Raw genomic sequence first — 25,648 nt, 5'->3', positions numbered from 1 at the left:
GAAAAATCCGGGAGGCAGGGAACATGCAAGCAAGCTCTACTCAAAGCAAATTGGATATTAAGCGCATTTGGAAGCAGCTTGAAGAGAAGGTAGACCGCATGATCGTTCAAATCGGGGACAAATCCCCGCATGTGGCCAAAGCAGACGGCATTTACGATGATCAAAGAATCGACTGGTGGACTTCGGGCTTCTGGCCGGGTATTCTGTGGCTGATGAACGAAGCGACCGGCGACGAGAAATATAAGAAGGCAGCCTGGAATTGGGATGAGCGGCTTGAAGCGCAAATGCTTCAGCCCAACTCCTTCGACCATGACGTAGGCTTCCACTTCCTGCCGACGGCGGTAGCGAAATACCGCATCACCGGCGATAAAGACGCGTTGCGCCGCGGCTTGTTCGCCGCAAACTTTATGGCGGGACGCTTTAATCTGAATGGCCGGTTCATCCGCGCCTGGAACGGCGACATGCATGGCTGGTCGATTATCGATACCTGCATGAATCTATCGCTCCTATACTGGGCATCGGCCGAGAGCGGGGATTCGCGCTTTGCGCATATGGCCAGCGCCCATGCGGATACGGTATTGAGATATTTTATCCGCGAGGACGGATCGGTGAATCATATTGTCTGCTTCCACCCGGAGACGGGCGAATTCGACCAGGTGCGCGGCGGGCAAGGGGCAGCGCCGAATTCCGGCTGGAGCCGCGGCGCATCCTGGGCCTTGTACGGAATGGCGAACACTTACCGTTATACCGGCAATATCGAATATTTGCGCGCAGCGCAGCGCGTTGCGCATTATTTTATCGCCAATTTGCCTGATGATCATGTTCCTCACTGGGATTTCCGGGCATCGGAGCAGATGGAGGAAGAGCCGCGCGATACGTCGGCCGGAGCGATTGCCGCTTCGGGCCTGATCGAATTGGCTGCTCTGCTGACCGAGAAGGAAGGACGTATTTACCGCGAAGCGGCAGAGCGCATTCTGGCGTCGCTTTATTCGAATTACGGCACATGGACCGAACCTTCGCATGAAGCGATTCTGAAGCATGGCACCGGCCATAAACCGGCGGGACAGAACGTGGATGTGTCTCTTATCTATGGAGACTATTTCTTCGTCGAAGCCATCGCGAAGCTGAACGGCTGGAAGCAGCGCATGTTCTAATACCGATGATCGCTTAACAGTACAAATAGTCCGATTGGATCATTCCAAACGGGCTATTTGTGCTGGTTTTCGGGCTTCAGTAGAGCTATCGTCAATCGTTTTGCACATATTGCAACTTCCTCTGGCACCTTTTGTACGCGTATAATAGGGGTCTAAAGCTGGCAAACAACATGAGCAATCCTAACATTTACGTACAGGCGAGGAGATTTTGGTTTGAATATTCGATCCATATGGCAGAAACGGAAGAGCATTATCGTAACGTGGCTGATTTCCTATTGCGCGGTATTATTCGTACCGATTCTAATCAGCTTAATTGTATATTCGCAGTCGAGCGCGGCGCTTCGAAGCGAAATTCACCGTGCCAATGATTCGCTGCTCAAGCAGGTTGGCTATACCATCGATAATCAGGTGGACCAGATGAAGCGCCTGACTATGGAGCTGACCTGGAATGCAAGGCTTCAGACCTTGATGTATTCGAGCAGATCGGAAGCCGATGCGCAATATGACGCTTATCAGCTCGTGAAGGAATTTCAAACCTATCAAACCTCTTATGCTTCAATTGATGAATTTTACGTCACCTGGGAGCGGGAGAATGCGGTATTGCGCTCCGGCAATGTCCGCGATATGAAGACCGCCTTTGCCACCCTTCACGACACCGGCAGGATGAGTTATGATGACTGGCTGGCGGCGGTAGAGACCTCGGAGCATAATCAGTTTACGCTGCTGCCGCTGATGGATGCGGGTGTTACGCAGTCTTCTATTGCTTATATTACCCATTTGCCAAAAGACTTGAACGGCAGACAAGCCGGCACGGTTGTGGTCATGTCGGATTTGGCCAGATTTCAGAACGCCATCAAAAGCATCTCCGGCTTCAGTGGAGGATATGTTCTTATTTTGAACCGGAATAACGAGGTGCTGCTGTCCAATCTGCCGAAGAAGCAAGGCGAAGAGGTTATCCTGCAAAAGGTTCGAAGCGGCGGCGAAGAGATGCCAACCTCGATGAAATCGGGAGATTCGGAAATCTTTTACCTGCAATCGTCGGTATCGGATCTGAAGTATGCGCTGGTGATCCCTAGTAGCATTTATTGGCAAAAGGCTGAATATGTCCGGAAGCTGACGCTAGTGAGCGTTCTGATCAGCGTCTTGGGAGCAGGCGTGCTCACCTGGTTCTTTATGCGCCGCAACTACTCGCCGATTCAGAAGCTTGTAGAGTCGTTAACCGATAAGAATAACGATGAAGAACACATGGAATGGAATGAGCTGAATTTCATTCAGAGGGCGGTCAGCCGGACGCGAAGCGAGAAGGATAAAATCGCCATGCAGCTTCAGATGCACCATAACGTGCTGCGGTCGAATATGCTCAGCAGGCTTCTCAAAGGGCGGCTCGATTCGCCAATCCCGTATGAGGAAGCCTTCAAGACGTACCGGATGGAGCAAATCTCGGATGATTACGCGGTTATTCTATTTGTGATCGAAAATGATGAAAGCCTTTACGAGAAGCTGCCGGGCATCGATGACAATGAACGGAGAAGATTCCTTCAATTCATTATTAGCAATGTCGTGGAGGAGCTTGCCGGACGTTATGATCATGCGGGCTACGTGGCGGAAATGGACGACATGATGGTCTGCCTCGTGAATTTGTCCTGCGGAAGCGGGGATGAAGAGCAATATAAGAAGGATCTGCATGAGATCGCGACAGAAGCTCAGCGCTTCCTGAAGCGATATGATATGGATCTTACGGTGGCGATCAGCGGCAAGCATGGCACTCTGCCGGGCATTGCTGCCGCTTATAGCGAAGCGGTAGATGCGATGGAATACAAAATGGTTCTTGGCAAAAAAGGCATCATTACGTATGACGATATCCGCACGACGCCTTCCGAAGCCGTTCAGTTCGGTTATTACTATCCGCTTCAGGCGGAGCAGCAATTGATTAATCTGATCAAGATTGGCGATTTTGAACAGGCTTCCGCTTTTATGAATGAGATTACGGACCGCAACTTCCAGCAGCCGATGATGAATCTGACGCTGGCCAAATGCTTTATGTTTAATCTGGTTGGAACGATGGTGAAGGCCATCAACGAGCTTGGTGACGGCAAAGGAAGCGTCCTGAACGATAATCCGAATTGGATGAACGGCATTATGGCTTGCGACACGGTTCAGGAGATGCGGCAGGAGCTACATGCTTTGTTAAAGGATGTATGCGCTTTCGCCTCTACAAGGCTGGAATCCAATATGACGCATGAGCGTGCCGAGTCCATCCGGGATTTGTCGGCCCGCGTGGCCGGATACATTGAGGCGAACTACGGCGATTCCAATATGAATGTCAATACGCTGGGCGAGCAATTCGATTTGAAAGGCAGCTACTTGTCCAAGCTGTTCAAGACGCAGACGGGTGAAGGGCTGCTGGACTATCTGCACAAATACCGGATTGCCGAGGCCAAGCGGCGGATGACGGAGCTTCAGGAATCCGTCAATGAAGTATCCAGGGCGGTTGGTTATAACGATGCGGCAACGTTCATCCGGGTATTCAAGAAGTACGAAGGCATAACGCCGGGCAAATATAAGGAAATGAACTAGGGGGATCTCATGATGAAGAACTATCGCATAATTACTCTCCTCCTGGTCGCCGCTTTTTCGCTTAGCTTTCTGGCGGGCTGCAAGCATTCGGACAATAACGGACAACATTCAACGGCCGACGAGAAGGCGGAACGGCAGCTGCCTGCATCGCCGACAGCAGGCGAGACATTGACTTATTGGGCGGAATTAAACGGCAATGCCGCGAGTGTAAAGCCGCGGTTTCAGGACGTCCCCTTTTTCCAGGAATGGCAAAAGCGTACGGGCGTGAATCTGAGATTCATCCAGCCACCCGCCAACCAGGCGAAGCAGGCTTTGAATGTTATGCTGGCATCGGGCGAGCTGCCGGATATCATCGAATATGAATGGGCGACCTTCCCCGGCGGGCCGGAAAAAGCGATAAAAGACGGCTATATCCTGAGGCTAAATGATCTGATTGATAAATACGCCCCGAATTTGAAGAGGTACTTGAGCGAGCATCCGGACATTGACAAGCAGATCAAGACGGCGGACGGCAGCTATTACGTGTTTCCGTTTATCCAAGGGGATGCTCGCCTGCGGACTTACCAGGGGCCAATTATCCGCAAGGACTGGCTGGAGGAGCTGGGCTTATCCGTTCCGGTGACGATTGACGACTGGCATACGGTACTGAAGGCATTCAAGGAGAAAAAAGGCGTGCAGGCGCCGCTTACGTTCCTCAGTACGCCAAGCCCGCTGTTTGGCTTGGAGAATGGCGCATTTGTCGGGGCATTTGGCGTAAAGAAAGGGTTCTATCTGAAGGACGGTCAGGTCAAGTTTGGCCCGATCGAGCCGGGATACAAGCAGTTCCTGGCCTTGTTCCGCGATTGGTATGCCGAAGGGCTGATTGACCGCAACATTGCAACGGTGGACACAAGAACGATTGATTCCAGCATGTTGAGCGGAAGGAGCGGCGCGAGTATCTGGAACGCAGGATCCGGAATCGGAACATGGCTGCCGCTGCTCAAGGAGAAGGATCCGGATGCTGAATTCGTGGCGGCGCCTTATCCGGTTCTTCATCAAGGGGAGCGGCCGATGTTCGGACAAAGAGTCAATCCTTACATGAGCAGCGGCGGTGTCGCGATCTCGACGAAAAGCAGCCATGCCGAAGAAGCGGTTCGGATGCTGGACTACGGCTATGGAGAAGAGGGGCATCTGCTCTTCAACTTCGGAATTGAAGGCGTCAGCTATACGATGCAAGGCGGTAAGCCGACTTACACGGATCTGATTCTTCATAATCCGGACAAGCTTGCTCCGTCCCAAGCGATTGCGATGTACAGCAGGGCGAGTTATTTTGGCCCCTTCGTGCAAGACGCAGCTTACATGGAGCAGTATTATATGCTGCCGGAGCAGAAGGAAGCCGTAAATATATGGGCGGATACGGATGTGGAGGAATACATGCTGCCGCCGGTGCAAAAGACCGAAAGGGAAAGCGCGGAGTTTTCAGCCATCATGCAGGATGTCACGACGCTCGTGGATGAAATGTCCTTGCGCATTATTTTGGGGATTGATCCGCTCGATTCGTTCGATGATTATGTAGCCCAGCTAAAAGCGCTGAATATTGACAGGGCGATCGCCATTCAGAAAACGGCGCTTGAACGCTATAATGACAAATAGCCCGTTTGATAGAATGTACACCATTGGAACAAGCACCTCTTATTCTTTCTGCATAGAATAGATAGATTATTTGCAGAAAGGGGTGGCGAGAGTTGCAGTTAGTCATGGTTTGCTCGGTTAGCGGGATTATCGGCTCTATGATTACGTTTGCATTCGGCGGATGGATGGAATCACTAACTCTATTGGTAGTTGCGATGGGCATTGATTACGTATCAGGCATGACAGCATCGATTAAAGAAGGAAGAGGTTTGAACAGCTTCTTCGGAGCCTGGGGGCTGGCGCGCAAAGGAATGATGCTGCTCGTCATACTTCTTGCGCATCGCATTGATATTTTGCTTGAGCTGGATAACGTAACGATGGGAGCGGCGATTTATTTCTATATAGCAAACGAAATCATTTCGATTATAGAGAACTACGGCCGGATTGGCCTTCCGCTTCCCGACCGTATACGCAAAATGATCGAAGTGTTGAAGGATAAAGAGAAGTAACTTTAAGGGTTGCGTTGTACAAGCGGCGTTCGCTATAATGGGAACAAATGTTCGATTTATAGGGGGCGATAGCAAATGGTTATCCGGTATGCGGATGAACAGGTGCGCGAGCGCGAGGCTCCGGCCTATTCGGCAGAGGACGAAACAACGCTTGTGCAGCGCTATATCCTGCTTGGAATCGTGATGCTCATATTGGATCATGATATAAGGGTAATGGGTACAGGCGCCATTAAGCTTCCGAGGCTGTATGAATCGCTGCTCCGCGGCATACAGGACCGGGTATTGCTGGAGCAGGCCGCGCTGCGCTTGCAGTTCAGGAAGGCGGGCATCAAGCTGATGGAAGAGCGCAGGCTGAAGGATGGCATGGAGACGGTCTACATACGCCGCGGCAGCACAGAGCGCTGCTATATGCCATGGAGCTATTTGAAGGCGGAATCGGAGCAAGCCATTAAGCAATACTTCAAAAGTTAAAGTCACAAAAAGTTCATTGTTTTGTCATATTCGGGAAAAAACTTTTCCTGATTCTGCAGTTTAATGTTGAGAACTTCGGACGATCTTATGTAATATAAGAATTAAACACTAAGACAATAAGATCGCAAAGGGGAGCACGTAGCAATGCATAAATGGATCATGTTCGTACTATTATCAGCGGCATCTCTTCTCGGGGTATACTTGCTGACATTCGGCCTCCCAGCCAAACCGGTAGACGAATCTGCTTCACTTCCTGAAGGTACGGTACTCGTTAAAGTTGAAGCGAACAGCGACTTTACTTACGGTCAAACGGAATACCATGTGAAGGTTGGCGACAAAGTTATCCTGAAGCTGCAAAATAAAAGCGGTATCCATGGTTTGAAGATTGAAGATCTGAACGTAGACCTCGAAGGCGATAATCTCCAGACGAACCTGGAATTCGACAAGCCAGGCGAATACGTGATGCATTGCTCCGTCCCATGCGGTGCAGGTCATGCGGATATGAAAGCAAAACTTATTGTGGATGCGGCATAATGAAAAGGAAAGAGGAGCCCCGGGGCTCCTCTTTCGATTTGTTCTTATGCTCCTTCGCGGTCACGGCTTCTCCCGCGTTCAATCAGTCTGTCCGCAATAAACCCGAGAAGGGCCCATGTCGCGACGGTGAGTACATACATAAGAAGAACGTTTACTTTATGGATGTCGACGAACATGTCCACAATCCATGCCGGAGGGCTAAACATAAAAAACACGAAATTATGCGGATCGTAACCGGTTGAATTATAGACACATAGGGCAAGACCTATGAAGGTAGCCACAAACATAACGGGATAGCGCATAACGTACCGATCCTTTCTCAGGCTAATGTTGCCGTAATGCGACTGCTTGGGTTATTATGTGACAAAAGGATATTTGTCATTCGACAAGTTGAAGGGAGCATGACCAGTTATGATTACGCATATCGTATTGTTCAAGCTGAAGGACGGAAGCAGTGAGAATGTAGAACGCACGGCTCAAGTATTGCGGGATATGGAAGGCAAGATTGACGAGCTGAAATCGATCGAAGTCGGGCTTGACGTTATTCATTCGGCGCGCTCTTACGATATCGCTCTGATCACGAGATTCGAGTCGATGGAAGCGCTTGAAGCGTACCAGGTTCATCCTGTACATAAAAAAGTCATCGAGCATATTAACGAAGTCCGCGAAGCTGCTGTCGCCGTTGACTTCATAAGCTAATCGGACAGGGGAGCGCGGACCGTTCATGGGAGACGTCTTTGAGATTTTGACTTATTTGATCGTGATCCTCATCAGCAGCGTTGTGATGACGGCATGGTTAAAGAGAAAAGGGAAAAAGAAGAAAGCAAGGCTGAAAGCGGGCGAATAAAAGATGTATTATGTAAATAAAGAACAGATTGCAGTCAGACTACAGGCTATTCCGGATATTGCGGCGGCACTTGAAGCATTGGCATCAAGCTGGCAGGGTACGCTCCTTGAAGGTTTGGCGCAGGAGCGGGCTTTGCACCTCGCGATTGAGACCGTTACGGATGTCGGCAGTTACCTGATTGACGGATTTATTTTAAGGGATGCAAGCAGTTACGAAGATATTGTGGAGATTGCCGGAGAAGCGGGTGCTTTCCCGGAAGCGATGCAGCCGCTGCTTATCGAGCTGGTCAAGCTTCGCAAGCCGCTTGTTCAGGAGTATTACGGCTGGCCAAGAGCCGAGCTGCATGCCTTGACGAGGGATATCCCGGAGCAGCTTCGTTTGTTCGGCGTGTCTGTGCAGCAGTATTTGGAACGCGAGCTGCCGGATGAATCCGATTTACGAAAAGGTTGAAATACGTTACAATGACCCTAACAATGCCTGCAAAGGTGGTGATGGGTTGATGCTGGAGAAGCAGCGCGCGATGGAAACGGAGTCCCGCAGCGTGGAAGGAACAACAAGGGGCCGGATCTTGTTCTTGCTGAAGACGAACGGTCGGTTAAGCGCAGGACAGCTGTCGGGAGAGCTTGGGATTACGGAAATGGCAGTAAGGCGGCATATGTACGCGCTCGAGCGCGAAGGCAGCATCAGCATCGTCTCCGTTAAGCAGGGGATGGGGCGGCCGGTTCACGCTTATGAGCTGACGAGGCTTGCCGATGAACGCTTCCCGAAGAACTACAACCTTCTTGCGCTTGACCTGCTAGAGGAGCTGGCGGAGGACCCGGAAACCGCAGGGCTTATTACCCGGATGTTTGAGGGGCGCCAGCAGAAGCTGCTGGACCGGTATGAGCCAAGAATGACCGGAAAAAGCCTGGCGGAGAAAGTAACGGAGCTGGAAGCGATTCAGAATGCCGGCGGCTACATGGCTAAAGTAGAAGATAAGGATAACGGTCAATACGTTCTCCATGAATATAATTGTCCGATTACGCAAGTTGCGGGCAAATACGAGCAGGCTTGCAGCTGCGAGCTTTCCTTGTTCGAGTCCTTGCTCCAAACGAAGGTGGAGCGGACGGAATGCCTTGCCAAAGGCGGGGGAAGATGCAGCTATACGATCGGAATTGAACATCAGGCTAACGGTTCTTAACGGACCGTTAGCTTTTTTAAATTCTAAGGATTTATAAGTGTTCACTTATAAATATGGCTTAGAATTTTCCGGATTGAAACTTGCTTCGCTTAGAATCGCGATAGCCGTTTCACCTTATTTGCTTTCCTTTGTGTCAGGTCAAGCCCATGCTGCTTATAATGGCAATACGAAATGGGCATTCGCCCGCTTATAGCAAAAGGAGGGAATGGTCATGACGGTTATGGAATGGAGTGCGCTGATTGCTGCCATCACGTTTGTAATTCTTGCTGCGGGCCTCTTGATTGGCGTCCGTGTTGCGCTTAACAGGCTGTCGCAGCTGCAACTCCAAGCGGAGGCGATGCAGGCCGATATCCGGCAGACAACTGGCAAAGTGGGAGCATTTGCCGATACGGCCCAGCAGACGGTTCACACTGCGCATTTGCAGCTGCAGCAGGCGAACCGGCTGTTTGAAGCGGTCGGCCAGATCGGGGATGCGATCGGGCATACGACAACGGCGATTCATCGCGTGTCCAGCGTTATTTCGCAATCCGCAGTCAAACATGCGGAGAGTGCGGCGGCAGAGCGGCAGGCGAGTTCCATGCTGGAATGGATGGAGCTTGGTATGGCTTTCTGGCAGCATTGGCAGACTAACCGTAAACGTTATGAACCCTCCAATAACGGGCAGGGTGAATAGTTCTAATTTGAAGGGAGCGATTTTTCATGGCAACAAGTAAACAAACAAAAGGGTTTCTGTTTGGCGCAATCGCGGGAGGTATCATTGGTTCGGTGACGGCATTATTGTTCGCGCCTAAAGCGGGCAGGGAACTGCGTCATGATATCTCGGAAGGCGCAAGAAGAGTACAGGAGCATACCGTTAGAGCGGCAGGTCAAGTATCCGATACAACGGTAAGAATCGCGAAGCAAATCGGTAACCAGGCGACTGAGCTGGCGGATACGGCAAGAGCTGCAGCAGGGGCCGCTGTATCCAGCGTAAAACAACGCCGCGCCGAGCTGGCAGGAGCAGTAGAGGAAGCTACGGATGAAGCGGCGGATTCTTTTGAAGATGCCGCGGAAGAAGTATTCGAAGACGCGAAAGAGCTTCAAACCATTAACTAATTAAGCGGTCAGACGTATCGCAACATCGGTTGCTTGAACTACTGACATCCCCTGTATTTTTCTTGAACCTTGTATGGAATTGAGATAAGATGTTGGAGGTACATTTTCGAACCGGGTTTCATATAGTATTGAAGCTTCATGGTCTCCTTTACATCAAAAGTTCAAGAAAGCGGTGTGTTTGTGCAGCAACCGATTGCGATACTAGACTCAGGCGTAGGCGGCCTTACCGTTGCCAGAGAGGTCATGCGCCAGCTGCCGCGTGAAAGAATCGTTTATTTTGGCGATACCGCCAGAGCTCCTTACGGTCCGCGCGACCCAAAGGTTGTGACTCGTTTTACGCGTGAAATCGTAGATTATTTTATTCAATTTCGTCCTAAAATGATTGTAATAGCCTGCAATACCGCAACCGCGTTTGCGTTGGAAGAAATACGCGCAAGCGTGGATATCCCCGTTGTTGGCGTCATTAAGCCAGGGGCAAGAGCGGCGGTTGGCCGGACGCTTACCGGCTGCATCGGTGTAATCGGCACGGAAGGAACGATAAATAGCGGCGCTTACGAACATGCTTTACGGGAAATCTCCCCTGAAGTGCATGTCATTAGCGAGGCTTGCCCTCTTTTTGTTCCGCTCGTTGAGAAAGGGAATTTCCGTTCTCTCGAAACCTATGAAACCATCCACAGCTCAATAGGCCATCTTCGCAATTTTCCGATGGACAGCTTGATTCTGGGCTGTACCCACTATCCTTTCCTCGCTGACGTCATACAAGAGGTTGTTGGTCCCGACATTAACCTGATCAGCTCGGCCGACGAGACTGCGCGCGAAGTAAGCACTATCCTCCAGGAGCAAGGAATGATGTCTCGCGGAGATGAGCTGCCGGTCCATCAATTCTTCTGCAGCGGTGAACCGCAAATGTTCAAGTCGATTGCCCAGCAGTGGCTTGGGGAGCAGATAGAGCTGACTCCCGTCGTATGGCAGGTGCCTCAGATCGGATAAAAATTCACGGCTGTCCTGATTCGCGTTTCCCTGGTGAAGCGATAAGGGCAGCCTTTTTATAATTCCATTTATACATATAGAAAGTACGCGAGTGACATGATGATATTTGTTTTGCACGGATTATAAGCCCAGGCGTTGGCATGTGCATCAGTTCGCATGAATAGCATGATAAAAGATTACAGCCAATGTTCGATAACAAGGGGGAGTAACCGCATGCAAGAGCTCGTTAACGGGCAATACGGGTACCGGGAGACGGTGGCGGATTGCGACAGACTGATGCGCACTTATCCTTTTGTCCGGGGATACGTCATAGGGCATAGCGTACTGGGCAGACCTATTGTAGCGCTTAAATGCGGGGAAGGCACAAGGCGTATTCATATAAACGGCTCCTTCCATGCGAATGAATGGATTACCACTCCGCTGCTCATGCGATTCGTTGAAGAATGGGCCGGGGCATGCGCGCAAGATGGCGATCTGTTCGGGGAACAGGCCTGTCAGCTGTACCGGGAGACGGAGGTATGGATTGTTCCGATGGTGAATCCCGACGGCGTTCAGCTGGCGCTCGAAGGCGTTGATGCGGACAATCCGTTCCGGCAGCAGCTCCTGCTGTGGAATAAAGGCTCCGAGCAGTTCGATCAATGGAAAGCGAATATACGCGGAGTGGACCTGAATGATCAATTTCCTGCCCACTGGGAAGAGGAACGGCTTCGCAGAGGAATGGAGGGGCCGGGTCCCCGGGATTTTCCGGGACCGTTTCCGTTAAGCGAGCCTGAAGCCCAGGCGCTTGCCCGTCTGACGTTATCGCTGCAATTCGACTCCGTGCTTGCTTTACATACGCAAGGCGAGGAGATCTACTGGAACTACCGGGAATACGAGCCGGAGCAAGCCGAAGGCCTTGCAGAGCGTCTTGGCCGGGCAAGCGGCTACAAGCCGGTAAAGCTTACGGGAAGCGATGCCGGGTATAAGGACTGGTTCATCCAACGTTTTCGCAGGCCGGGCTTTACGGTTGAAGCAGGTTACGGCGTGAATCCGCTGCCTCCCGGAGCGTTTAACGGCATGTATTCGAAGATCGGTCCTTTGCTAACGGAATTTTTGCGGCTGCACCGCTGACGGGGGCAAAGATGATTCCGGGGCACACCTGTGCTATAATGATCGGCAAAAGCTGATGAAGGTGGTGTGCCTCATGCGCAAATGGCTTTCGCTCCGGCATTGGAAGAGCACATTTGTCCGGATCTATAAGCTGTTAGTCTCCAGAGAGGTTGCCATAACCGATAAATTATTATTTCTTGTGCCGGTTATTTTATATTGGGTGCTGCCCGATGCGCTTCCTTTCGTCCCCATTGACGATATCGCGGTGACGATGCTGCTCGCCGAATGGTTTGCCCGGAGAATGGAGAAGAAGTATAATAGGATCAGGTAATGTTAACCATTGGGTTGGTGTATGCTTAGGAATTCACAATTCTTTTTAGGAGTGGAATAGAATGAACGTCAAAATTACGCGCAATGCGGCGAAAGTACTGAAATTGGAATTGGACAAGCCCGAGAACGAAGGCAAGAAGCTTCGCGTATACGTGACGCATTCGCATGGCGACCATGCGCATTACGGCATGGCGATTGACGAGCCTAACGAGAAGGACGTTGTGGTATCGACGGATAAAGAGATCGACGTTATCCTAGAGAAGGACAACGAATTCCTTGACGGCGTGCGTATTGATTACTTCTACGTGCCGGAAGAGGGTTTTGCGGTAACGAACCCGTCCAAAGGCAACAGCGGCGACCACTAAAGAGCAGGAATAGATACGATTTGGAAAAGACTCAACATCAGATGTTGGGTCTTTTTATCAATTGAGGGGAAGGAACATTGGAATGGTTCGTCATGCTCGTTATTATTTGGCCGGAATCATGGTGGTCTTGCTGTTTATCCTCGCCGCAGAGCTGATCTGGCTTCCCGCGCCGCTGCGGACCTCCGCCGGCATGCTCTGGATCGATATGATCGACGATCTGCTGTATGGCCTTGCCGTTATCCCGTTGCTGTGGGGCGTTGGAGCGCTGATCGGGATGAGGCGGTTATGGACGGAGCAGGGCCGATTAAGCAGAGGAAAAAGAAGGTGGCTGCTGCTTACCGTCCGTACGCTGCTTCTTGCGGTAAGCGCGGCTGGAGTTGCGTTCCTGCTCGCAAAGCCGAATGATCTCCTTATCGGGCTATGCGTGCTCGCGATTGGCCTGATTTTGCTGTTTGTCGATCTAATCTGGAGCGATACCGTATACATAAGGCTTACGGGCAGAGGCGAAGGACTTCGATGGCCTTGGCGGAGCCTGGTGGGGCTTGTCCTATTGTCTGCGCTATTTGCCTGCCTGGCATTTCCCACGTCCTATAATGTCACGTATCCGGGTTTAACGATGGGCATGAACCGGTACGCGCATGTAGAAGGTGGCAAGCCGGTAGGCAGCATAAGCGGCGTGCTGGTCTTCGAGCGGATTGCCGTGCCGGCGGATTGGCTGTATGCGAAGCTGCTGCCGATGTACAGCTTCGAGAAGAGGAGCAAGAATGAACCGCCATTAACGGAGTCTTACACCGAAGTTGTGCAGATGAAGCAAGGAGCCGATGACGTAGCAGGAGCTATAGCAATGGGCAAAGCGGGGATCGGCAAAGGAATTGAGCTCACCGGCGCCCGCGTGCTTGCCGTTGCGGATAATGCTCCGGCCAAGTCCTTCATTAAGGCCGGCGATGTTATTATCGCGTTAAACGGCAAATCGATCAGTAACATGACGGAGCTGACCGATTATATGGTGAACCAGGTCAAACCGGGTGAGCAGGTGGAAGTGACGCTCCGGCGGGGCAAAGAGACGGTTAAGGTTCAGGTACCGACAGGTGAAGCCGAGGCGTCCGGAGACTTGCCGAAACGCGCCGTCTTTGGCATCGGAGCAGAAAATGATTGGCACGCGGATATCCCGCGCCGGATTGCCTACCACCATTACATCGCGCATATCGGCGGACCTTCGCATGGCGCTATGCTGACGCTGGCGCTTATCGATCAGCTGACGCCGGGCGGAGTAACGCATGGCGTGCGGGTAGCCGGCACCGGCACCATCGAGCCGGATGGTTCGATTGGCCTTGTTGGCGGCATCCCGCAGAAGGCCTACGCCGTCAGCCGCACCGATGCCGAAGTGTTCTTCGTGCCTGCAGCTTCGCTAGAAGAAGCAAAGGCGGCGGCACCTGGGCTCAACATCGTGCCGGTGAAAACCATTGACGAAGTGCTCGATTGGCTAAAGGCGCACGCGAAGGAATAGGTATAAAAAAAGGCTGTCCCCTCTTGGTCGATTGACCCGAGGGGACAGCCCTTTTATGCTGTGCGCGGCGCTACTTGCCCGCGCCGCTTGTAATGGCGGCGGTTGCCGCGCCGCCGCCAGCGCTTGCCTCTACGGCGGCTGCGCGGAAGGATGCGATCAAATCGTGTTGTACGATTTGATCGGACATAGAGAGCTCGGTGCGTGCGTCTTCCACCGCACCGAGGCAGCTCTGAACATCGCCAAGCTTATTCGCGGCGATGTTCCAGCACTTGCCATTCTCGGCAACGGCATCGCCAGAAGGCATATAGTAGACGGTGCCGTCCGTGAAGGCACCGTTCCGTTGCACGACCAGCTTGCTTTGCGGCTGGCTCGTAAGAAGCGGCTGGCCAAGCAGCGTCATGTCAGCCGTCGAGATGCCAAGCAAATGCAGGATCGTTGGCGTGACATCAAGCTGTCCGCCTACGTTCGTATGCGTGCCGGCGTATTTGCCGTCAGGCAGATGGAGGATAAACGGCACCTGCTTCAGAATCATTTCCCGCTGCAGATCGTTCAGCGGCTGTCCAAGGAAGGTCTCGAACAAGCTCCAATCCCGGATCGAGTTGTCATGGTCGCCATAGAAAGCAACAATGGTGTTGTTCCAAAGCCCTTCAGCCTTGAGCCGGTCGATGAAGGTACCAATGGATGCATCGACGTAATGAACGGCCTGTAAATAGTCGCCCATAATCGTGCCGTCCAGCTCGCCGACATTCAGCTGCTGTTCCGATTCCGGCATCGTAAACGGATAATGACTAGATAACGTAATCAGGAAAGAATAGAACGGCTGCTGCTCTTTCGACATCAGATCCACGGACTGTCGGAAGAACGAATTGTCGCCTAGCGACCAGCCTAAGGGCTCGTCCATTTCGTAATTTTTTTTGCTGTAAAACGTATCGTAGCCCATATTGGCGTACATCGTATTCCGGTTCCAGAAGCCGCCCTCGTAAGCATGGAATGCGGCGGTTGTATAACCGTTGTCCTTTAGAGCACTAGTCATACAGTTGTACTGATGATTCGCATACTGGATAAAGACGGAGCCGCTCATCATCGGCTGCAGCGAGCAGTTGCTCAGGAAATCGGCGTCCGAAGTCCGGCCTTGGGCCGTCTGGTGGTAGAACTGGCTGAAATACGCGCTGTCCTTCACCAGCTTATTCAGATTTGGCGTAATTTCCTGGCCTCCGATCGATTTGCCGATCATAAAGTTCTGGAAAGCTTCCATCTGCACCACAATGACATTGCTGCCTTTGTATTCGCCAAACGTAGGATCCGATTCAAGCGATTGGCGCTTATCGCCGCGGGCTTCCGTCCACGCCATCGCCTCCGCCGTTTCTTCGGCGGAAGCTTGCTCGGAATCGATCCAATGCAGCTTCGCGTAACGGTACACATCATAGCCGTGGAAACCAACGATACCGGTAACATTATACAGCGAGACATTCCACCAGTTGCCGTCGAACAGACCAAGCGCCCATGTTTTTTTCGCTTCGTTAATGTTGCCGAGCGACATCGACATCCCGATTGCAAAGATTGCGGCGCTAACGGCTACGCGAATGACGGCTTTACGCCAAAGCGGCGTTCTCCGAGGAGAGGAATAGCCATATCCATAGCCATTGGAATCTCTGCGGAGATCCGAACGGCCTTTCCAGATGACATAAACCGCGAACGGAATGATCAGCAGCCAATCTACTCCAAGCAGAAAGTCTTTCGCATGCATTAACGTCCCGATACTCTCGCCTAGCGAATCTACCTGGTTCGCCTGAAGAAGCACGGGTACGGAGATAAAGTCCTGGAAGTAACGGTAGTAGATTAAGTCTGCGTACATCATAAACGATAGCAGCAGGTTCAGCGCAATCAGGGCAATAATACGGCCGCGGGTTGGCAGCCAGATTGTCCAGAAGGTGACAAGAGCCAGCGTGCCGATCGCTACAGCGGTATCATAGCCGTCCATATCCATATTCGGGACATGGATTAACTTGTTGAACCAGAGCTGCTTTAACAGCATAACGATAAAAAAGAGGATAACGTCGACGCCCTTAAGGCGATTCAGCCATTCCAGCGTAAATCGCATAAGGCGGCGTACGGCGTTAGGTTGCTCGGTATAACTTAACATAAACGCAAAAAATCCTTTCTCTTAGTTCCGGGGAGGCAGCGGGCCGAAGAATTGATAATAGTTGCATTGGATTCGGCCGTTAAAGAGCTTGCGCTTCTTATCCGCCGGCTTGCCGAAATAATGCTCGACGCTTGCGGACGGGCTGATGGCAAAGAAGGACCATGTCGGCAAATAAAGAGCGGAGCGTCCGAATTGCATCAAGGCCATTTCCGCGTCCTTGTCGTCGCCCAGCCGCTCGCCGTAAGGCGGGTTCGTAATAATGACGCCATAATCGCCCTCAGGCTTAATCTTTGCCACAGGCATAACCTTTAACTTAATTTCTTTGCCAAAACCTGCCTTTTTAACCGCGGCTTCCGCAATTTCTATCGCGTAAGGATCAATGTCGGAGCCTGCGATTTGCAGGGGGATATCATCCTTCACCGCGTCGAAAGCTTCTTCCCGCGCTTCATCCCACAGCTCATGAGGAACAAGCGGCCAGCCTTCCGCGTTGAACGAACGGCGAAGACCTGGAGCGATATTCCAGGCGATCATGGCAGCCTCCACGAGAATCGTGCCGGAGCCGCAGAAAGGATCATACAGCGGACGCTCCGGATTCCAGCGGCTGAGGTCAACAAGAGCTGCAGCCATCGTCTCGCGGATTGGCGCTTCGGTCGATACTTTGCGGTAGCCGCGCTGGTGCAGACCTGCTCCCGTTGTGTCAAGCGTCAGCATCGCCATATCGTTCATGAGCGTCACTTCAATCACGTAACGGCCGCCGTCTTCATGGAACCATTCGGTTCCGTAGCGGTCCTTCATTTTCTCGACTACCGCTTTCTTGACGATGCTTTGGCAGGCGGGAACGCTGGTCAACTGCGATTTCTGCGAACGTCCGTTAACGGGAAACTCTCCGTCCTCCGGTATCCATTCCGGCCAATCCAGCGCTTTTGTTCCTTCGAAAAGCTCTTCGAAGGTTGTCGCCTTGAACTCGCCCATATTTACGAGTATGCGTCCCGCGGAGCGGAGCCACAGGTTTGTGCGGCAAATATCGATCGGCTGCCCGGTGAAACGGACGCGGCCGTTCTCCACCTGAAGGTCTGTGTAGCCGAGAGTTTTCAGCTCGCGCGCGACGACCGCTTCCAGTCCCATCGGTGCGGTAGCGATCAGATTAATCGTTGTCATGATTACAATTCTCCCCTTACCTGTGAAAACACAAGTTGTATCCACACGGTCAAAATCATACAATCAAGTATAGGACAAAGAGGGTAGCTTTTACAAATTGTAAAAATAGAGAGGTTGAGAGTAAATTGACAGACGAACAATACGTTGACGGGCTATATGGGGAAGATCAGGATCTGGTCCGTACGAAAAAAGGGATCGCCGACCGCGGCATGCCCGATATATCGATAGCCGACGGATACGGCAGGCTTTTGACGATGCTCGCCAAGATGAATGGGGCAAAGACGGCGCTTGAGATCGGCGCGCTTGGCGGTTACAGCGGAATTTGCATTGCCCGCGGCCTAGCCGAAGGAGGATTGCTTACTTCATTAGAGCTGAAGGCAGAATATGCGGAAGTAGCCAAGGCGCATATGACGGAAGCGGGTCTTGGCGATGCCGTTGAATATATCATCGGGGATGCCCGCGAAAGCCTTGCGAGGCTGAAGGAAGAGGGAAGAACCTTCGATTTCTTCTTTATAGATGCCGACAAGGAAGGTTACCCGGTATATCTGGAGCATGCGATTGCGCTCTCCAATCCGGGTGCGGTTATTATCGGCGACAATATTCTGCTGCGGGGCCGTACAACGGATCCTGCTAAGGAAGGCCCGTCCGTCAAAGCCGTCCGCAATTTCAATCAGCGGATTGCAAGCGACGAACGCCTGATGAGCACCGTTCTCCCGGGATATGACGGTCTTGCGATTGCGATCGTTAAATAAAGCAAGCCATAGAGAAGAGCAATGATGCTTCCCGGCATTATCGCTCTTTTTTTTGTTCCGTCCATATTAAGCATTGGTTCTTTGGGCTCATTTAATTTTAAGGTAAAACTATGAAAATAGAACTACTATTCATGGTAAAAATAGCTAGTTTATAGTAAAATGGAAATGGTTTTATCCTCAGAATAATGCAGTGGATCGTAGGTGCTTATGATATGAAATGGATTCGGCATGGCCATAAGGAATCCGGATTAACCTTGGTGGAAGTGCTTGCTGCTCTCGTTATTTTATCGGTTGTAAGCCTGGTGCTGACTTCCTTCTTCACGAATGCGCTCACTTACGCGAAAGGCAATCAGAGCAAGACGGTTATGGTCAATCTTGCCCGCAACGCGTTGTTTTATATGGAGAAGCAGCGATTTGGACCGATACAGACCTACTTTTCGAATTCCTCGAACACGGCCATCAGCTGCCCCTTAACCGGATGCGATGCAGCAGTGAGCCAGCTGGCAGAAGATTCGGCCATCTTACAGCAGATACTGAACCCCAATATTAACGGCGTGCAATATACCATTTCCGTTATCTATCAGAGAGATATCCATGACGGGATGCTCCTCGATTCGGACAAGAAAAACATGGCTGATGAGCTGCTGCCCGTTATGGTGCGGGTAGAGGTAGCAAACGGATCGGCAAGCGCCCGTAATACGGCGGAAGTGGAGGGATATATCGCAAGTGAGAGAGTTCGTTAAAAAATGGCGCAGCGAGGAAAGCGGGCTGACGCTTGTGGAGCTGATAGCGGCCATGACGCTGCTGTCGATTGCGGCAGGCGTTATTTTTTCCGTCGTTACCTTTGGTATCCATACATATAACCGAATTGAGACGGAAAATGCTTTGCGGGATGATGCGGATCTGCTGATGTCCTCCATTATCACGGAGCTCTATGCTTACGGGCCAGATCTGATTTCGGCAAGCACAAACGGCATTACGCTCGTACGCGATGCGGGAACTAGAGAAGAACGGCAAATTTTTATTCAGAATAAACAGCTTCGCATCGGCAGCAGAACGATTGATACCAGATCAGATATAGATATGCCCAGTCAGACAGAGCCATCCTCCGAAGCCTCATTCATTGAACTCAAATGCAAGACGAATGTAACGGAATGCAGCAGCGGTCTCATTGAGATCCGGCTGGTTCTCGAGCAGAATCATAACGGTCATACTCAGCAGCTGACTCTGGAAAGCAAATTCGGGTTTTAGGGGGAAGGGTGCATGGAGAGCGAGAGGGAACGCGGTTACGCTCTGGTATTGGTTCTGTTTATGATCTTGCTGCTCACCATATTGGGAACGGCTGTTGTCAGTTCGACGCTGGGCGGGGCAACACGGGCAGAGACGCGCGAGAATGATGTACAAAGCCTTCATCTGGCGGAAAAAACGTTAAATGAAGCCGCCTCTTTTCTTGTCACGAAGTATAACGGCAGGGAAGACATCGCGCCGGACGAGCTCTCGCAGCTGATGCAGGCGGGTATTGTTCAATTGAAACGGTTGACGACCAGTACCGATCTGCCGGGAGCCAGCGGTAAAATTACGGATATTACAACGCAGCAGGAAAGCGTTGGCGACCAGACCAGCTACAAGTTGAACCTGACGGCAGAGGCGGTTGTTAACGGCGTAACAAGGCGGCTTACCCAGCAGATTACGATAGGCGCTTACCCGGACTTCCTGAATTATGCCTTTGGCTCGGAGAACGATGTTATTATTAACGGCGCTGCTTATGGACGGGGCAATATTTATGCCGGTCACGAGTTTCTAATCGATAACACCGCGAAGTACATTTATAACAATGACCCGAATAAAAAGGATACGAAGTATCCGTATTTCGACGGCAATATTTACGTACAGAATATGGACTCCATTAAGGTTCAGGACAAGATTAACGGCCAATATCAGCCTTACTCCAGAACAAATCTGACGCTGCAGCAGATTCTTGGAGTGGATAACGGCAAAATTCAGCTACGGGACCAGAAAAAATTTATTTCGATTAACGTCTCGGAATCCTTTGTTGATAAAGCGCAGGAAGCAACAAATATCGTTGATCGCGATAGTATAAAGGCGGCTGTCGATTATGGATTGGCGCATAGCGGAGAATCGGGGAGGTTCAATAATTTGGCGGCTGTTTTGAAGAACGGCAGCGGGGTAACGGTGACCTCCGGTCCTCCCGGAAAGCCAACTTTGCCTACCGATTTGGACGATAAGGCAGCAATGGATGCTTATGACACAGCTTTGAAGGAATACGAGGCATATTTTGTACAGTTCAATTCTCTATCCAATACGGTTCTGTATAATGGTGACTTGAAGCTGGATGGCTTGGATTACAAAAGTCTGATTTTCACGGATTCGGCTAAGAAGGACAACCATAAATGGCTAATCGTAAACGGAGATCTGACGATTTCGAATTATTCCAGCGATCCGCTGGTGGTCAAAGCCAATATTCTGGTGACAGGCAATGTATTTATAAGCGATAGCGTTCAAGTGGATTCAACCATATTTACGCTCGGGAGTACAACAATTGAGGACGCGCAAATCAAAGGCATTCAGACCAATGGGGAGCGCAAGCAGTTAATCCTGATCTCGAAAGGACCGGTACTGGTTAATAAGGTGGACTCCTTTAAGGATTACGGCCAATATGACCCAACCCAATCCGATTCTAATATCCTGGATGCTTTCTTTTATACGGATGAAGATGCGGAGTTATATGGGGTTGGTTCAATCTTCTGGCTGCGGGGAGGTTTCTTCTCGAAGGGAGATTTAACGATTAATGCCGTGCTTGGCAAAGCTTCTCCGGGAGATGCCGATATCATCTTCGATGCAAGGCCGCAAAGCGCGCTCGCTAAGGAAGACTCCCGGTTTATTATTAACTACAATTATGATTTCTTCAAGAATCAATATGAAGGCTTGCCCCGCGTCAAGAAGCTAAGCGTTATTGTGGGGAAAAAGCAGCTCTTATCCTCTAATGGTACATAGGATATTGTACGAAATGAAGCCCCGCTTCTGTATAAGAGCGGGGCTTTTTTTGCTGCCGTATTAATATTTCTCGCCGCTGGAGGTGCTTCGTTCCACGATGATCGTTGTTTTGGCATTGATGGAAGGATCATTTCTGTAAGTAACCGTGATTGTTACTGTTCCAGCTTTTACGCCGGTTACGCGGCCGCTGCCGTCTACGGTTGCAATGGATGTATTGCCCGATGACCACTGCAGATCGCCTTTAATATTCGTTTTGCCCGCAGCTGGACTGGAAGCAAGGGCGGCAAGCAAATCTTTGGATTTGCCAAGCTGGATCCGGTAGGTGCTCTCGAGTCGGAGAGTAACCGATTTGATCGTGATCTCCTGTTCGGCAGAGTAGACCTTTCCATTCTTCGTATGAACCGTAACCTTAACTTTTACTTTACCTGCTTTTTTGCCGTTAAAGGTCAGCGATTTACTTGTGGTGGAACCCTTCACGTCAGCCTGGCCCGTGCCGAATGGAGAAGTCCATTCGTAGGACGTAATCTCGTCGCCGGTTGCTGTTGGCAGGTCAACAGACAAGGTTCCGTCCGTTCCAAGCTCAATTGAGCTTGGCCCCGAAATGACAGGAACCGGATCGATAACCTTAATAACCGCGCTTCCCGTCACTCCGCTGCCATCCTGCGCCTGAGCCGTAATAGTAGCTTCTCCAACGCTTACGGCTGTAACAAGCCCGGAGCTGTTCACGGTTGCTACGCTTGAATTGCTGCTAGGCAGCCAAGCAACCGATTTATCCGTTGCATCCGTTGGCTTCACAACAGGATTAAGCTGATAGGCGGAGCCAACGATCATGGTCGTGCCGGTTAGAGTAATAGAAGTTACTTTTTTAAATACGGTAATGCTTATTTCTTTCGTATACGTATGATTCTGGTCGGTTCCAACCGTAAGGCGGACGGTAGCATTACCTACGCTTTTGCCTGCCACGGAAACGGTGCTGCTGGTTGTTCCGTTTAAGGCGATGCAGCTCGCGCCGTCTTTAATACTCCATTGATGGCTTGTAATCTTTTCATAGTCCGCCGTATATAGGTTGGCAGAAAGGTCAATCGAATCGCCTGACGCGACACGGTCCTGACCAACAATGTTAAGGCCCGGTACAATAGCGGTTACCGCTGCTGTAGCCGTTAATCCGCTGCCATCCGTTGCTCTAGCCGTGATATGGGCTGTACCGGCTGCTACGCCTCTCATGATGCCGGAGCCGTCCACGGTTACAAGATCAGGGCGGTCGGATTCCCAGATGTAAGTTGAAGCATAGGTTGCGTTCAGCGGCGCATAGGTCGGGATCATTCTCCGGCTGTCGCCAACAAGCAGTGTAGTATTGTTTAAGCTAAGCGAGGTCAGTCGGGTAACAGCCTCCAGAACATAACCAGGGAATGTCAAGGTTCTTGCGGTTTGCTGGCCGATATCGTTGAACGTAAGCGCTGCGGTTTGAAGCGGGTACAAGCCGTCAACAGTAGGCTTAACTCCAATTTGGAACGAAACAGGTACTGCAGTGTAATAACCGCCGTTTAAAGTATACGTAATAGGGCTTAATGTTCCTGTAATCGTATAGCCGGTGGCTGCAGAACCGGCTTTTGTCCAGCCGCTTGGAAGGCTGGTGACTTCCAGCTTCGCAGGCAAGGTTTCGCTGAAAGTAACATTCGTCATTTTCATTTGGTCAGCGGGCAAAGCATCGCTAGATGCAATTGGCTTAGGAGTAACCGTGTAAGTAAACGTTGCGGTTGAATTCGTCTGTACCCGGTTATCCGTTACATTGCTGGATACTGTACGGCTTAAATCGATATTGGATTCTACCTTTACGACTCTTACATTAATCGTTTGGCTAACTTGCGCCCCGCTCTTATCCTCGGCGATAATCTGGATTTGCATGTCTCCTCCATTAGGAAACGGATTAGCCACTTGTTCGTTAATCGTACCACCGGAAAGAACGGTTTTGTTCTTGAAAACGGGATGAGATTCTCCTCCGTAAATAAAGTTTACGGTTGTTTTCAGCTCACGGTCTGCTAGGTCAAAGTCATCCACCTGATAGTTCAGCAAGATGCTCTGATACGATGGGATAAAGTTATTGCTTGCCGAGTTGTAATCAACTGGCGAATTAACCGTCAGTTGAGGAGCATGGTTAGAGCCGATATACGCCCGGTACATCGTATTGACAAATAACTGCTGCTCCCAGTCCGGAAAGCGGCTGTTCGTGTGCCCGGAGCCGGAGTACGTTACATTCCCCTTGGAGTAAGTGTAGTAGGAGTTCCAGCTGTCGCCGGATGTCCGTTTGCCTCCACTCATGTTATACCAAGCGATAACCGTCGGATCCTCCAAGTTAAGCGTGTAATACTGGTTATGCGTTGTGGCTACGTTCGTTGTATTGCTCAACAGGAAAGGAAATTGCGTCAATAAGCCGTCATTCACTTTTTCCGTTGTTGTTGAAGTTTCCGGCGCTCCGAGACCCAGATCGGTTCGCGGCGCAATCTGACCGGTAATCGTCTGGAATTTGTTGAGCCAGTTGCTGCTGTTCGAGTTGCTGCTGTTATAGATCGTATCATGAGTGAACATGACGCTTTGTCCTGTGTTTATGAAGGCGATTACGGCTGCTGCGGCATCATCGTTAATTGGAGCGTTGTTGTTGTAAATATCGCCAAAGCCGAAGATCAGCATATCGTATTTTCCGTTTAAGGTTTTGTAGCCCGTGCTGTTAAACGCGTTCATGTTCATGACATCAATGCTTATGCTATAAGCGTCTTTATTACTGCCGGTTGTCGGAACGAGATAGGATGAGCTCATGTTGTTCGTATTATTTAACGTACTGGCATTGCTGTCGTTCGGCATAACTTGAAGAACCTTAATGTTGATCTTCTGATCCTGGAAACGGTAAACCCCCGAAGTATAATCCTTTAGCTTGGTATTGAAATCCACCGCTTCAAGCCTCCAATATTGGATGCCGGAATAGCCTTTCGGCAGCGTATAAGAAATCGTGCCGTTTGCGCTATCAGCTTGCTGGGTAGCTGCAACTTGCTCGGCGCCAAACGGCATTGCGCTGTCCGTGCTGATGTAAAGATTGACGTCGATATTTTTCTGGCTAATATCCCCTACATTATCAATGGTGTATTTAAAGGTGATTTTGTCGCCGGCCTTGTATTGACTAACTTGGTTTGTTGTATATTCGGTTGGCTTGCTCGTTACCGTCAATTGCGGACGAATATTGGCTTTCTCCAGCAGATTTGTCTTGCTCATAAAGTTCGCTGCGGATGAGATGTTGGATGAATCCACGAAAATGGCGTTTGTCGTGCTTCCGTCTTTATAAGGCAAGAAATTTTTCTTCAGCAAAGCTTTGGAGCTTGAGCTTAAATCCGCCTGATACTCAATGCCATTCCTTGTGGAAGAATCGTTGTAAAAGATTACCGGAAGGCCTTTATTAATAAAATCATTCGTAATCTCGTTTGCCTTCAGCTGCGTGATATCGTTCTGAATACTGCTTGTGTTGTGGTTATTGCTTTGCGTTGTACTGCCTTGGGATTGCGCGCTGAGCAAAGACATGCTGTATGGCGTCTTTGCCTTGTTGTCTTTGTCCACCAAGGTGCCCTTTCCTATGTACACCGCATCGTATTTACCGTCCAAATCATCGCGGGAAGCAACAAATTCCTTCATGCTGTATGTATCGACGGTGAAGGGAACGGGAGAGCTGCTCCCGAGTATCGAGGAGAGGTCTGATGCTCCGGATTCGGTTATTTCAAGAATATGAATGGAATCTCGGAAGGAGGTAAGTTTAAATTTTTGGGAGATTTGAATGGTCGTAGCGCTGCTAAGACGCAGATTATTGTTTGATGAAGTTGTGCTTATATACCTGCTCTTTCCTAAAGAATAGAAAGAAACGGTTCCGTCGGCGTTAGGTGTAATCGAAAACCTCTGGCTATCGCTCGTATTGGTATCGCTGCTTGCGGTCAACGTGCTGTTGCTGCCGGCAGTTAAATATTTTCCCGTATTATTCGATTTCAAAGTGTAATAGCTGCCCGACTTAGCCAATACGTAAAGCTCTTCCGTCCACGCCTTGTCCGAGTCGGCAACAGGAGTAGAGTTGTTATACGTTACCCTCACGTATTTGCTTTTCTCGACCGATTTCAGCGCAACAAGTCCCAGGTCGAACGTATCCGCGGCTTCGGCTTGTTTTGCGGGAAGACCTGCAAATGCGAATAGCGACCCGAGGAGAGTTGCGACTAAGGTGATGGAAATCTTTTTCTGAAAATCAAGCAGTTTCATAGCCCTATCCTCCTATTTTTACATCCGCTTTATA

The 25,648-nt window shown here is 50.6% G+C and carries 25 protein-coding genes; 21 read left to right on the top strand and 4 right to left on the bottom strand.

From position 1 onward, the window contains the following. Positions 1 to 23 precede the first annotated feature (23 nt). From WFK81_RS14745 to WFK81_RS14720, 6 genes are all read left to right on the top strand, one after another. Positions 24 to 1,154, top strand: coding sequence for a glycoside hydrolase family 88 protein (locus tag WFK81_RS14745; RefSeq protein WP_336787150.1), 1,131 nt, complete (start codon positions 24 to 26; stop codon positions 1,152 to 1,154). 213 nt (positions 1,155 to 1,367) lie between these two features. Further along, on the top strand, positions 1,368 to 3,731 hold the full coding sequence (locus WFK81_RS14740; protein ID WP_336787149.1) for a helix-turn-helix domain-containing protein: 2,364 nt from the start codon (positions 1,368 to 1,370) through the stop codon (positions 3,729 to 3,731). A gap of 12 nt (positions 3,732 to 3,743) precedes the next feature. Continuing rightward, on the top strand, positions 3,744 to 5,363 hold the full coding sequence (locus tag WFK81_RS14735) for an extracellular solute-binding protein (protein WP_336787148.1): 1,620 nt from the start codon (positions 3,744 to 3,746) through the stop codon (positions 5,361 to 5,363). Between the two features lie 104 nt (positions 5,364 to 5,467). Beyond that, the gene (locus WFK81_RS14730; RefSeq protein ID WP_336787147.1) at positions 5,468 to 5,851 is read left to right on the top strand and encodes a phage holin family protein; all 384 of its coding nucleotides are present in this window, start codon (positions 5,468 to 5,470) and stop codon (positions 5,849 to 5,851) included. Positions 5,852 to 5,926: 75 nt separating this feature from the next. Further along, positions 5,927 to 6,322 carry a hypothetical protein gene (locus tag WFK81_RS14725; RefSeq protein WP_336787146.1) on the top strand — a complete coding sequence of 132 codons (396 nt, stop codon included), beginning with the start codon at positions 5,927 to 5,929 and terminating at the stop codon, positions 6,320 to 6,322. 144 nt (positions 6,323 to 6,466) lie between these two features. Further along, positions 6,467 to 6,856 carry a cytochrome C oxidase subunit II gene (locus WFK81_RS14720; RefSeq protein ID WP_336787145.1) on the top strand — a complete coding sequence of 130 codons (390 nt, stop codon included), beginning with the start codon at positions 6,467 to 6,469 and terminating at the stop codon, positions 6,854 to 6,856. A gap of 44 nt (positions 6,857 to 6,900) precedes the next feature. On the opposite strand, the gene WFK81_RS14715 is transcribed toward WFK81_RS14720, so the two are convergent. After that, complete coding sequence (locus tag WFK81_RS14715) at positions 6,901 to 7,143, bottom strand: hypothetical protein (protein ID WP_336787144.1); 243 nt, start codon at positions 7,141 to 7,143, stop codon at positions 6,901 to 6,903. A gap of 124 nt (positions 7,144 to 7,267) precedes the next feature. On the opposite strand from WFK81_RS14715, the gene WFK81_RS14710 reads away from it, so the two are divergent. The 11 genes from WFK81_RS14710 to WFK81_RS14660 all read left to right on the top strand — a co-directional run bounded on the left by WFK81_RS14710 (position 7,268) and on the right by WFK81_RS14660 (position 14,259). Next, on the top strand, positions 7,268 to 7,555 hold the full coding sequence (locus WFK81_RS14710; protein WP_336787143.1) for a Dabb family protein: 288 nt from the start codon (positions 7,268 to 7,270) through the stop codon (positions 7,553 to 7,555). A 25-nt stretch (positions 7,556 to 7,580) separates the two neighbouring features. After that, positions 7,581 to 7,703 (top strand): hypothetical protein, encoded by a 123-nt coding sequence (locus WFK81_RS14705; protein WP_336787142.1) that lies wholly within the window; start codon positions 7,581 to 7,583, stop codon positions 7,701 to 7,703. Between the two features lie 3 nt (positions 7,704 to 7,706). Then, entirely contained in the window at positions 7,707 to 8,153 is a 447-nt protein-coding gene (locus tag WFK81_RS14700) for a DUF86 domain-containing protein (protein ID WP_336787141.1), read from the top strand. Positions 8,154 to 8,202: 49 nt separating this feature from the next. Next, positions 8,203 to 8,883: a helix-turn-helix transcriptional regulator gene (locus WFK81_RS14695; RefSeq protein ID WP_336787328.1), complete on the top strand. Its 681-nt coding sequence runs from the start codon at positions 8,203 to 8,205 to the stop codon at positions 8,881 to 8,883. 211 nt (positions 8,884 to 9,094) lie between these two features. Next, entirely contained in the window at positions 9,095 to 9,556 is a 462-nt protein-coding gene (locus WFK81_RS14690; protein WP_336787140.1) for a DUF948 domain-containing protein, read from the top strand. Positions 9,557 to 9,582: 26 nt separating this feature from the next. After that, positions 9,583 to 9,978 (top strand): YtxH domain-containing protein, encoded by a 396-nt coding sequence (locus tag WFK81_RS14685; RefSeq protein WP_336787139.1) that lies wholly within the window; start codon positions 9,583 to 9,585, stop codon positions 9,976 to 9,978. Positions 9,979 to 10,158: 180 nt separating this feature from the next. Beyond that, entirely contained in the window at positions 10,159 to 10,968 is an 810-nt protein-coding gene (gene racE, locus WFK81_RS14680) for a glutamate racemase (RefSeq protein ID WP_336787138.1), read from the top strand. A gap of 213 nt (positions 10,969 to 11,181) precedes the next feature. After that, complete coding sequence (locus WFK81_RS14675; protein WP_336787137.1) at positions 11,182 to 12,078, top strand: M14 family metallopeptidase; 897 nt, start codon at positions 11,182 to 11,184, stop codon at positions 12,076 to 12,078. Positions 12,079 to 12,151: 73 nt separating this feature from the next. Further along, a complete protein-coding gene (locus tag WFK81_RS14670; RefSeq protein ID WP_336787136.1) occupies positions 12,152 to 12,388 on the top strand; it encodes a hypothetical protein in 237 nt (78 codons plus the stop codon). Positions 12,389 to 12,449: 61 nt separating this feature from the next. Next, entirely contained in the window at positions 12,450 to 12,752 is a 303-nt protein-coding gene (locus WFK81_RS14665) for an iron-sulfur cluster assembly accessory protein (RefSeq protein ID WP_127496923.1), read from the top strand. An 82-nt stretch (positions 12,753 to 12,834) separates the two neighbouring features. Then, positions 12,835 to 14,259 carry a PDZ domain-containing protein gene (locus WFK81_RS14660; protein ID WP_336787135.1) on the top strand — a complete coding sequence of 475 codons (1,425 nt, stop codon included), beginning with the start codon at positions 12,835 to 12,837 and terminating at the stop codon, positions 14,257 to 14,259. Positions 14,260 to 14,329: 70 nt separating this feature from the next. Here WFK81_RS14660 and WFK81_RS14655 read toward each other — a convergent pair whose 3' ends face one another. After that, the gene (locus WFK81_RS14655) at positions 14,330 to 16,402 is read right to left on the bottom strand and encodes an LTA synthase family protein (protein ID WP_336787134.1); all 2,073 of its coding nucleotides are present in this window, start codon (positions 16,400 to 16,402) and stop codon (positions 14,330 to 14,332) included. A gap of 21 nt (positions 16,403 to 16,423) precedes the next feature. After that, positions 16,424 to 17,560, bottom strand: coding sequence for a THUMP domain-containing class I SAM-dependent RNA methyltransferase (locus WFK81_RS14650; RefSeq protein ID WP_336787133.1), 1,137 nt, complete (start codon positions 17,558 to 17,560; stop codon positions 16,424 to 16,426). Positions 17,561 to 17,685: 125 nt separating this feature from the next. Between WFK81_RS14650 and WFK81_RS14645 the strand changes: the two genes are divergently transcribed. The 4 genes from WFK81_RS14645 to WFK81_RS14630 all read left to right on the top strand — a co-directional run bounded on the left by WFK81_RS14645 (position 17,686) and on the right by WFK81_RS14630 (position 21,327). Further along, the gene (locus WFK81_RS14645; RefSeq protein WP_336787132.1) at positions 17,686 to 18,312 is read left to right on the top strand and encodes an O-methyltransferase; all 627 of its coding nucleotides are present in this window, start codon (positions 17,686 to 17,688) and stop codon (positions 18,310 to 18,312) included. Positions 18,313 to 18,497: 185 nt separating this feature from the next. Continuing rightward, positions 18,498 to 19,055 carry a type IV pilus modification PilV family protein gene (locus WFK81_RS14640; RefSeq protein ID WP_336787131.1) on the top strand — a complete coding sequence of 186 codons (558 nt, stop codon included), beginning with the start codon at positions 18,498 to 18,500 and terminating at the stop codon, positions 19,053 to 19,055. After that, on the top strand, positions 19,039 to 19,563 hold the full coding sequence (locus WFK81_RS14635; protein ID WP_336787130.1) for a PulJ/GspJ family protein: 525 nt from the start codon (positions 19,039 to 19,041) through the stop codon (positions 19,561 to 19,563). The genes WFK81_RS14640 and WFK81_RS14635 overlap by 17 nt, the downstream gene beginning before the upstream one ends. Positions 19,564 to 19,575: 12 nt before the next feature. Beyond that, positions 19,576 to 21,327: a hypothetical protein gene (locus WFK81_RS14630; RefSeq protein WP_336787129.1), complete on the top strand. Its 1,752-nt coding sequence runs from the start codon at positions 19,576 to 19,578 to the stop codon at positions 21,325 to 21,327. 60 nt (positions 21,328 to 21,387) lie between these two features. Here the strand turns inward: WFK81_RS14630 and WFK81_RS14625 are convergent, their stop codons facing one another. Beyond that, positions 21,388 to 25,614, bottom strand: a complete 4,227-nt coding sequence (locus WFK81_RS14625; RefSeq protein WP_336787128.1) for a DUF5057 domain-containing protein — start codon at positions 25,612 to 25,614, stop codon at positions 21,388 to 21,390. Positions 25,615 to 25,648 lie beyond the last annotated feature (34 nt).

Source organism: Paenibacillus sp. MMO-177 (assembly GCF_037147795.1).
Lineage (GTDB): Bacteria > Bacillota > Bacilli > Paenibacillales > Paenibacillaceae > Pristimantibacillus.
The sequence above is the reverse complement of the archived record's forward strand: the minus strand, read 5'-3'. Positions and strand labels throughout refer to the sequence as shown.

Excerpts from the sequence above, each read along its gene's own strand:
- WFK81_RS14745 (WP_336787150.1), top strand. The coding sequence starts at position 24 with ATGCAAGCAAGCTCTACTCAAAGCAAATTGGATATTAAGCGCATTTGG.
- WFK81_RS14735 (WP_336787148.1), top strand. The coding sequence starts at position 3,744 with ATGAAGAACTATCGCATAATTACTCTCCTCCTGGTCGCCGCTTTTTCG.
- WFK81_RS14730 (WP_336787147.1), top strand. The coding sequence starts at position 5,468 with ATGGTTTGCTCGGTTAGCGGGATTATCGGCTCTATGATTACGTTTGCA.
- WFK81_RS14725 (WP_336787146.1), top strand. The coding sequence starts at position 5,927 with ATGGTTATCCGGTATGCGGATGAACAGGTGCGCGAGCGCGAGGCTCCG.
- WFK81_RS14720 (WP_336787145.1), top strand. The coding sequence starts at position 6,467 with ATGCATAAATGGATCATGTTCGTACTATTATCAGCGGCATCTCTTCTC.
- WFK81_RS14715 (WP_336787144.1), bottom strand. The coding sequence starts at position 7,143 with ATGTTTGTGGCTACCTTCATAGGTCTTGCCCTATGTGTCTATAATTCA.
- WFK81_RS14710 (WP_336787143.1), top strand. The coding sequence starts at position 7,268 with ATGATTACGCATATCGTATTGTTCAAGCTGAAGGACGGAAGCAGTGAG.
- WFK81_RS14705 (WP_336787142.1), top strand. The coding sequence starts at position 7,581 with ATGGGAGACGTCTTTGAGATTTTGACTTATTTGATCGTGATCCTCATC.
- WFK81_RS14700 (WP_336787141.1), top strand. The coding sequence starts at position 7,707 with ATGTATTATGTAAATAAAGAACAGATTGCAGTCAGACTACAGGCTATT.
- WFK81_RS14695 (WP_336787328.1), top strand. The coding sequence starts at position 8,203 with ATGCTGGAGAAGCAGCGCGCGATGGAAACGGAGTCCCGCAGCGTGGAA.
- WFK81_RS14690 (WP_336787140.1), top strand. The coding sequence starts at position 9,095 with ATGACGGTTATGGAATGGAGTGCGCTGATTGCTGCCATCACGTTTGTA.
- WFK81_RS14685 (WP_336787139.1), top strand. The coding sequence starts at position 9,583 with ATGGCAACAAGTAAACAAACAAAAGGGTTTCTGTTTGGCGCAATCGCG.
- WFK81_RS14675 (WP_336787137.1), top strand. The coding sequence starts at position 11,182 with ATGCAAGAGCTCGTTAACGGGCAATACGGGTACCGGGAGACGGTGGCG.
- WFK81_RS14670 (WP_336787136.1), top strand. The coding sequence starts at position 12,152 with ATGCGCAAATGGCTTTCGCTCCGGCATTGGAAGAGCACATTTGTCCGG.
- WFK81_RS14665 (WP_127496923.1), top strand. The coding sequence starts at position 12,450 with ATGAACGTCAAAATTACGCGCAATGCGGCGAAAGTACTGAAATTGGAA.
- WFK81_RS14660 (WP_336787135.1), top strand. The coding sequence starts at position 12,835 with ATGGTTCGTCATGCTCGTTATTATTTGGCCGGAATCATGGTGGTCTTG.
- WFK81_RS14655 (WP_336787134.1), bottom strand. The coding sequence starts at position 16,402 with ATGTTAAGTTATACCGAGCAACCTAACGCCGTACGCCGCCTTATGCGA.
- WFK81_RS14650 (WP_336787133.1), bottom strand. The coding sequence starts at position 17,560 with ATGACAACGATTAATCTGATCGCTACCGCACCGATGGGACTGGAAGCG.
- WFK81_RS14640 (WP_336787131.1), top strand. The coding sequence starts at position 18,498 with ATGCAGTGGATCGTAGGTGCTTATGATATGAAATGGATTCGGCATGGC.
- WFK81_RS14630 (WP_336787129.1), top strand. The coding sequence starts at position 19,576 with ATGGAGAGCGAGAGGGAACGCGGTTACGCTCTGGTATTGGTTCTGTTT.
- WFK81_RS14625 (WP_336787128.1), bottom strand. The coding sequence starts at position 25,614 with ATGAAACTGCTTGATTTTCAGAAAAAGATTTCCATCACCTTAGTCGCA.